This window comes from Pseudomonadota bacterium (genome assembly GCA_010028905.1).
Lineage (GTDB): Bacteria > Vulcanimicrobiota > Xenobia > RGZZ01 > RGZZ01 > RGZZ01.
The window spans coordinates 1-8,305 of sequence record RGZZ01000215.1 but is presented as its reverse complement, the minus strand read 5'-3'; the positions used below and the strand labels follow the sequence as shown (position 1 = coordinate 8,305).

The 8,305-nt window shown below is 68.0% G+C and carries 6 protein-coding genes; 4 read left to right on the top strand and 2 right to left on the bottom strand.

Features of this window, described 5'->3' with window-relative positions; translation table 11 throughout:
- Nucleotides 1–50 precede the first annotated feature (50 nt).
- From EB084_14560 to EB084_14545, 4 genes are read left to right on the top strand one after another with little or no spacing between them, the layout of a single operon-like run.
- The gene (locus tag EB084_14560) at nt 51–524 is read left to right on the top strand and encodes a hypothetical protein (GenBank protein NDD29480.1); all 474 of its coding nucleotides are present in this window, start codon (nt 51–53) and stop codon (nt 522–524) included.
- Nucleotides 525–575: 51 nt separating this feature from the next.
- Nucleotides 576–2,369: a hypothetical protein gene (locus tag EB084_14555; GenBank protein NDD29479.1), complete on the top strand. Its 1,794-nt coding sequence runs from the start codon at nt 576–578 to the stop codon at nt 2,367–2,369.
- Entirely contained in the window at nt 2,366–4,417 is a 2,052-nt protein-coding gene (locus EB084_14550) for a hypothetical protein (protein ID NDD29478.1), read from the top strand. The genes EB084_14555 and EB084_14550 overlap by 4 nt, the downstream gene beginning before the upstream one ends.
- Complete coding sequence (locus EB084_14545) at nt 4,414–5,817, top strand: hypothetical protein (protein NDD29477.1); 1,404 nt, start codon at nt 4,414–4,416, stop codon at nt 5,815–5,817. The genes EB084_14550 and EB084_14545 overlap by 4 nt, the downstream gene beginning before the upstream one ends.
- Here the strand turns inward: EB084_14545 and EB084_14540 are convergent.
- Together EB084_14540 and EB084_14535 are read right to left on the bottom strand one after the other, a co-directional pair.
- Nucleotides 5,804–7,090, bottom strand: a complete 1,287-nt coding sequence (locus EB084_14540; protein ID NDD29476.1) for a hypothetical protein — start codon at nt 7,088–7,090, stop codon at nt 5,804–5,806. The two genes, EB084_14545 and EB084_14540, sit on opposite strands and share 14 nt — an antisense overlap.
- Nucleotides 7,083–8,305: hypothetical protein (locus EB084_14535; protein NDD29475.1), on the bottom strand; the 1,223-nt coding region annotated here is incomplete at its 5' end. The genes EB084_14535 and EB084_14540, both read right to left, overlap by 8 nt.

Below are 8,305 nucleotides of genomic sequence, written 5' to 3'. Positions count from 1 at the left end.
CCCTGCGTGAGGCGGCTGCCGCAGCGCGGCCTGCCCTCGAGGCCGCGCTTGTGGCCACCGCGGCGCTGCAGGGCACGCTCAGCACCGCCCAGGTCGAGTATCTGAGCGCACACCGCGAGCCCTTCGAGTACCAGGGGCATCGGCCCACGCTCGACGACGTCTTCAAGGTGCTCGAGAAACGCCGTTCCACAGGGGCTGCTCCCAGCCCCGTGTCGTCGTCTTCTCCATCGGGGGGCATCGTTCTCGATGTGCACACCCTCGAAGAAGCTCCGCTGCGCCTCGACGGCGTTGCTGCGCTGCGCCTCTCATCGGAGCAGGCGCAGGCATTCTTTGATGCGTTCACCCAGGCACGGGGGGGGCAGCGGGTGGAAGCGACCCTGGTCGAGGCCATCCGGAGAACCGTGCGACCGGCGCAGATGGCGCGTGCCGAGCAGTTGGCGCGCCAGAACGAGGGAGTGCGGCGCGTGATGCCGCTCGATCTGCTCATCGCGACGCTGTCGACTCCGTCTGTCGAGGGCAGGTGACCCATCGCGACACGCCCACGTCCTCCACGCTCGAAGACCTTCCAGAGACCGGTGTTTCGCCTGGGCAGCGCGATGCTCTTCTACGCCATCGCCGCCGTCGTGGCCACGTGGCCTCTCGTCCCGTCGATGCATCGCGCGCTGGCGGGCGACTCTCGCTCGGACACGTGGAAGCACGCCTGGGGGTGCTGGTGGTTCCATCGATCCGCCCTGGCGGGGAACCCGTTCCCCATTCGCACCGACCTGGTGGGCTTTCCAGACGGCGGGTCGCTCTACAACATCGATCCGCTGAACAGCCTTCTATCGATTCCGTTGCAGCTCGTCCTGCCGCTGCCGGTGGTCTACAACCTCCTCATCCTGCTCCAGCTCACCGCTGGCGCGGGCGCGGCGTGGCTGCTCTGCCGACGCGTCTGCGGTGACGGTTCGGCTGCGCTGGTGGGCGGCGTGGTGTACGCCTTCTGCCCGTTCGTGCTCTCGTATTCGGTGGGCAGCGGCGTCACCGAGACGACCAATCTCGCCCTGCTCCCGCTCTATCTTCTCGCCCTGCTGCGCCTCGGCGACGCCATCGAGGAAGGGCCCGATGACATCACCCGTGCCTGGCGCGAGCCCGTGGCGGCGGGAGCCCTCATGGGGCTTACGGCGTTCGGGTGCTGGTACTTCGGGATGTTCGCGCTGGTGTGGACGGCGCTCTGGCTGGGGAACCTGCTGGTCGGCTTCGCCCGTCGCGTTCCCCGCGGCGAGTGGGGCCCGCGGCTGAGAGGGGTCGCGCTGCGACTCCTCGTTCTGGGTGTGGTCTTCGTCGACGTGCTCATCCCACCGCTTGTGGCGTTCTGGATGAGCATGCAGAACCCGGACTCGCTGCACCCGGGATACATCTCGGAGCGCTCTGCCGCCACAGCCCCGCTCTATCTCGATCGAACGAACTCGGTGGCCCTGGTCGAGTACCTGCAGATGGGCAAGGCGAGCGCGGTGGTCTCGCATGTGGTCGACCGCCTGGTTCGCAGCGCGTACGTGGGGGTGGTGGTGATGCTGCTGGCCGTGTACGCAGGGGTCATAGACACCCGCGCGCGCTTCTGGGGGGCGGGCGCAGCGCTCTTCGGAATGCTTGCGCTGGGGCCTACCCTGCTGGCATCGCACGCCGCCGACGGCGTGTGGCCCAACCCTGTCTATCGGGTGTTCTATGCGGCGTTTCCTGGCTTCACCCAGATCGCCATTCCTTTCCGCTGCTGCGTTCCGCTCATGCTCGCCTGCGCCGTGCTGTGCGCGTGCGGCCTTCAGAGCCTTCAACGTCGCGTGCGCCAGGGCTACCGACCGCTGCTCGGCTACGGCCTCGCGCTGGCCGTGCTCGTCGAGTACCTTGCGCTCTCCCCCGCCCCCTACCCGCTACCTCTGGCGCCGGTTCCGCAGCGGCCGCTCTATGCGCAGCTGCGCGCCTCCACCTTGCGGGGGGTGCTCGATCTTCCCGCAGACTGGATCACCGATGAAGACAAGCTTCTTCCCGGTGCGTACTTCTTCGCCCAGACCCTTCACGGCAAGCCCATCCCGTCACGCGTCAGCGGCCGCATGACCTTTGCTGTCGAGTCGAACGTGCTGGTTCGCTCGGTGCGCGCCTACACCTACGGTCTCGCCATGGAGCACGACCCCACCGCGCTCGAGCTGGGGAGCGCGGCGCAAGATCTCGTCGCGCAAGGGTTCGACGTGGTGATCTATCACCGCAGCTATGTGGCGCCAGCCGCGCGGGCGAAGGTCGAGGCGGCGCTTCGCAATGCGCTGGGCGCGCCCCGTCAGCACGACGATGAGATCGAGGTCTACTTTCTCGAAGACCGCCTGAGGAGCGGGCCATCGTGAGCAGTCAGACCGATCTGCCGGAGACCGTGAGGCTCTCGACCCGCATCGCGCGCGTCCTTTCCAGCGACGTCGCAGCGGCGTGCCTGGGGTTTCTCGTGCTGATCTTGCTGGCCACACAGCCTGCCGCTCAGGCCCTTCGCACCAGTGTCATCGGCGATCCGTACTCCGACCTCTGGAAGCACATGTGGGGGCTGTGGTGGTTTGATGACGCCCTGCGCGGACACCACGCGATACCACTGTTCACCCGCGACATCAACTTTCCCCAAGGCGGTTACCTCTACTTCGCCGACCCGATGACGGCCTCGCTGTCGGTGCCGCTGCAGCCTCTGCTGGGGCTGGTCTGCACCTACAACGTGCTCATCATGGCGCAGCTGCTGGGGGGGTGCGTGGGCGCCTACCTGCTTGCGCGCCAGCTCGGCGTGCGACATCCGGGCGCGTTTCTCTGCGGTGTTGTGTACGGTCTCTCGCCCTACGTGCTGTCATACTCGGTGGCCAGTGGCGTGACCGAGACGGTGAACCTCGCCTGGCCTCCGCTCTATCTCGTGTTCCTGCTGCGCGCCCTGCGAGGCGATGGATTTCGGGCGCAGGCGACGGCTGGGCTGTTCCTCTTCCTCACGGCCTACGCGTGCTGGTACTACGCGGAGTTCCTGCTGCTGCTGACCGCCCTCTGCGTGGTCTTCGGCGGGTCGGCCCAGAGCGCGACTTCGTTTCTGCGCGGTCTCATCGATCGGGCTCGGCGAGCTGCGCCCATACTCCTGGTCGGGCTGGGTCTCATCTTGCCCTTCGCCTCGACCTTCTTCCTCGTGCTCAAGAACCCGTACAACCTGGTGACGCCGGACAAGCACGAGCAGCCGGGTGCGGCCCCCATGGAGCGAAACGAGGAGACGCGGGTCGACTACCTCGGTGAGAGCCAGCTCAACTACACGGGGCTCGTCGATTTCGTGCTGCCCGGCAAGGCCAACGCCACCACCACCTGGTCGATGGACCGCCTCACCCGGGTCTACTACATCGGCGTCATCGTCATCGTGCTCGTGGCGGTGGGGCTTGCGCTTCAGCCCCGTCCCTGGGGCAGAGACCTCCGCTTCTGGCTGTGCTCCACCCTCTTCTTCGCGATCCTGTCGCTGGGCCCGGTCATCCACCTGCGCTCATCGGTGGGGCGCGGCAGCTCGCTCTGCGCGTCGTGGCCCTACATCGCCGTCTATTACAGCTTTCCCGTCTTCAAGCAGATCGGCCAGCCGTTTCGTCTCATGCTGCTGGTCTACCTCGGGGTTGGCATCCTTGCCGGGTTCGCGCTGCAGCGCGTCGGGGAGCGTCTCTCCCTGTTCGAGCGCACGTGGTGGATCGTGCCGGTCGCGGTTCTGCTCGAGACCCTCTATGCGTCTCCCACCCCGTTTCCCATGCCGCTGTCTCCCGCGCGGGTGCACCCGATCTATCACGAGATCGCGCGCGAGGCGGGAGCCGACGCGGTGTGGGACCTCCCGGGCGAGCGCCCGGGCAGCAAGCTGCAACCAGGAGAGTACTACTACTACCAGACCGTGCACCATCACCCCATCCCCTATCGCACCAGCGGTGAGGTGAGCCCGCAGATCCGTGGCAACAACGTGCATCGCATCATGGCTCGCCTGCTCTTCGAGGGATGGGATGCCGATGAATCACGTCGTCTGCTCCCGGACGGGCTCAAGGAGCTGGCGCAGATGCGGGTGCGATGGCTGGTGGTGCATCGCGATGTGCTGGGCGTGCGTCGCACCCGCGTTTTGCTCGATCTCCTGCGTCCCGCGCTGGGCAAGCCGTGGGTCGACGACGAAGAGCTCGTGGCCTGGCGTCTCTACGACACGCCGCCGGCAGATGCGGCCGCGGGCGTGCCGCACGGGCCTCCATCACCGCCTCCGCCATCGGGCGCTCCGTCGCCCCGCCGCGCCTCGCCCACGCCCGTTGAAGCGCCCGACGCCGGTCCTGGACGGGGAGGTGGGGGCGACCTGCTGCTGCCATCGCCCGGCGCGTCGCGGCAGGAGGATTCGACCGCGCCCCCAACTGAGAGAAGGCCATGACGCCACCAGAGCCGGCGCTCGAAGAGCGCGAGTCGCAGCCGGAAAGCGCCAGTGCGCCGTCTGCCGTCAGCGCTGCATCTGACGCTCACGTCACGCGAAGAGAGCTTCGCACCGTGGCCGTTCTGGTCGTCGCGTACATTGCTTACGTTCTCTGGAGCGTTCCGAGAGCCAAGACGGTTCGGCCAGGTGACGTGGCCGCGCCGGCGGGTGCGGCCAGCGCGTCACCGGCGGGGGGCGCCGCACCGGTTGCGGGTGATTCGTACGAAGACCTCTTCCTCCATGACATGGTGGGAGGGCTCATCGCTGTGTCGGCGCAGCCCGAGGCCAAGGCGCTGCGTCTGACGCCGGAGCAGCGCGATGCGCTGCGCCGTCTCTGGCCAGACATCCGCGGGGTTCTCGCGGGAAACGTCACGCGTCCCACGCCCGTCGACGCAAAGCTTCGCGCTGTGCTCACCCCCGCGCAGAAGGCGGCCATCCGGAAGCTGACCTCTGACAGCGCCTATGTCATGCCGCAGGCGCTCTCCGAGTACGTCGCTCCGTTCGAGAAGGTGATGCGGGGCGAGGTGCCCGACGCCGCGCCAGTGGTGACGTCGAGCGGCGGGGCGGCATCGACGCCTACGGCGTCCGTGGCGCAGGCGCAACCCGCTCCGGTGGCGACGACCCCGCCGGCGCCCGTCGAGAAGCCCCGCACGGTTGTCGACACCTACCGTGATCTGTTCCTCCACGACCTGCTCGGGGGCCTCTTCGCGGTCACGACCGAAGGGTCGGCGTCCTTGCGCCTCACCGCCGATCAGCGGCTCCGCCTGCGCGCGCTCGCGCCCCAGATCAGGGCGCGTCTCGCGGCCAATGATACCCGCCCGTCGAAGCTCGATGACGAGGTTAGAAAGATCTTGCGGCCAGACCAGCTGCAGGCGTGCCGGTCGCTCATCGCCGCCCACAAGGTCGGTCTTCCTCCCACCCTGGGAGAGTATCGAGCAGCCTTCGATCAACTGCTCGAGGGGCAAAGTCCGAAGGTCGCTGCCGATGCGCGTCGGCCTTCACAGACCGCGTCTCCCGGCCCCGCGGGTGCTCCGCCCAAACCGACCTTCGTCGATCCGTTCTCTGACGTCTATCTGCACGACAGTCTCTGCGGCGTTCTTGCGTTCGAACGCGAAGGCCCGTCAGACCTGCGGCTCACGCCCGCGCAGCGCGGCGATCTGGCCCGCCTGTGGCCCGAGATCAAGACGCGTCTGCAGGCCAATGACTGGAAGCCATCGGCACTCGACGGGCGCGTGCGCGACGTTCTCACAAAGGCGCAGAAGAGCGCCATCCACGAGAAGGTGAAGAAGCACCTCCTCGAGCCGCCGGGTCAGCTCACGAATCTGGTGATTCCCGTCGAGAGGCTCGTCAACGCGCGCTAGTGCCGAGTCTGTTCTGATTCGCGCGCGTTTCTTGCGCGCGATGCGCTGACGCGGCATCGGTGGCCGGTATCATTCCGCTCTCGATGAGGAACGTGCCCACGTCTTCTGCCTGCACGCGCGCGCCATCGGCGTTGGGATGGCAGTCATCGCCCGGGAGCATCAGCGATGAGGCGTTACCCCGGCGCTGCCAGAGCGCGATGAGGTCGAGGCAGGGCACCTGGTGGCGGGTGGCCACCGCGCGCATGGTGTCCATGTCACGCGACGCGGGCGAACGCAGCCGCAGGGGGAGGTAGAACACCACCTTCACGCCCGCGCGCTGGCCCAGCTCGCAGATGCGCTCGAGATTGCGCCGGTAGTCGTCGTCGTCACGCTGCTCCTCGAGCGGGTCGCGTTCAGTCACGGCGGGAGGCGGGCCGAGCTCTCCCACGGTTCCCGCGAGACGCTGCCGGAGGTAGAGGTAGAGCACGCTCGAGAAGAGCTGCCGTCTCGCTTCTCTCACCCACGGCCCACGCGATGGAGCCGCGGCCTGTCGGGCGAGTCCGGCCCGGTTCCCGCCGTTCTCCATGATCACGATATCCGGTTTGAACACATCGCGCATCGTCTCGAACACGTGCAGCGCCTGGAATGGAGCGTAGCCGTAGACCGCGCCGTTCTGCACCCGCACGAGCCGCGACGGGCAACGTCGCTGCAGCCAGGCCCTGAGCTGGAACGGGTAGGTCTGCTCCTCGCGCAGGTTGAGGCCCGCGCTGATGGAATCGCCCAGCACGAGCACCCGCAGCTCGTCGGGCCGCTTCTCCGAGACGATGTCCATCCCCCGCAGGCCGTAGCGGTTTGCGATATGGCCTCGCGCGCGGAAGCGGGGGTTGTACGACCAGTAGACATCAGCGTCTGGTCGCGCTTCGGTGGTCTCTAGCCAGGGGTCGCAGAAGGTGCGCATGGCGAGCTCGACCTGCATCAGCATGGCGCAGCAGATCAGCAGATGGCAGAGGTTCACCGCCACGGCGCCCGGGCGTCTTGCGTGGGGCAGCGCCGCGCGCACGAGATCGAGCGCAGCGAGCAGCGCAACCAGGAGGCAGATGCCTTGCAGCATGATGACCTCGAGGTCTCCCTGCAGGAACGCGGGGGGGAACGAGGCACCGTACTCTGGAGGCACCTGCTCCGGCGACGGCAGGCCCTTCAGCGTCGCCCGAGCGGCCGCAAGGCGCATCTCGAGCGCGAGGAGCACGCCGAGCAGGCCACCGCAGCGGGCCTGCAGCCGAAGGGTCTCAGTCATGCCCGAACGGCATCAGGTTCTCGGCTCGGGGCAGCGCAAGCAGCGTCACCGTCATCTGGGGATCTCGACCCAGCACGAGGAGGCGAGCGCCGTCGTCGATGATCCGGGTCACGGTGAATCCTGGTGGCAGGGCGAGGCGCGCCACCGCCGCTGACGTGGCGGTGTCGAAGAGGCACAGCGGACTCCCTGGGCGCTCCTGCATGACGAGCAGCCGCAGACGCCAGTCGATGAACGACAGGCGGGCGGTCATTGCGGGGAGCAGGTGCTGCATGAAGCCGCCGGACCACCACTCCCAGGTGAGCTGACCGGTCGGCATGCTCAGCCCGAGGAGCTTTCCGCTCGAGGTCTCGAGGTACATGCGTCCCGGGGCGGTCATGTGCATGACGAGGTGTTCGCCCGCAAGCACGGTCGTCCATTCGATTCGGGCGTCGCGGGTGGAGATGGCGTGTATGCTGTCGCCTCTCTGCACGAGGAAGTGCTCGCCGTCGACGTGGGCCAGGTGCATCGGGCGGTTCTGCTCTCCGCCGCCATCGGAGGGCAGCGAGACCCGCATGTACATGGCGCCGCTGCTGGCGTCGATGAGCTCGACCTCATCGGCGCCGACCAGGGCCGTCATCTGTCCCACCCGCCGGCAGCCGCCAAAGGCGCGCATCGGTTTCACCGCGCGGGCCCACACTGGCTGCCCGCGGTCGCTGGAGAGGGCGGTGAGCGTCGACGATGTGCGGTCGAAGACGAGGATTCGACCATCGGCGAGAGAGACATCGATCTCCGCGCCACGCTTCGACCACGTCCACCGCGTGCGGGCGTTCGCGCGATCGACGCAGACGAGGGCGCCGTCTTTCGTGGTCACGAGAAGGCTGCTGTCGTCGCACCTGAGCGTGCGCCCGATCTCGGCCGGCGCCTGCCAGCGCATCAGCTCTCTCCCGTCTTCGACTGCACGCCACTGGAGGGCGCTGTCGAGCGGGGCGATCACCGCGTGCTGGCGCTCGTCGACCTCGAGCACGTGACGGCGACCCACGCTTCCGCTCCACAGCAGGCGACCCGCCGCCGGGTCGACCACGTGGTAGGCGTCGTCGCTGGCATGTATGACGTGGTAGATCTTCCCGTCGGTCCCTCTCAGACCGGGGGTGTCTTCCCCCCGGATGGGGCTGGTTCCCAGTTGCAGGGTCCAGAGCGGCGGCTCGGTGCGCAGGGGCGCCTGGCCCGCGTCTCTTC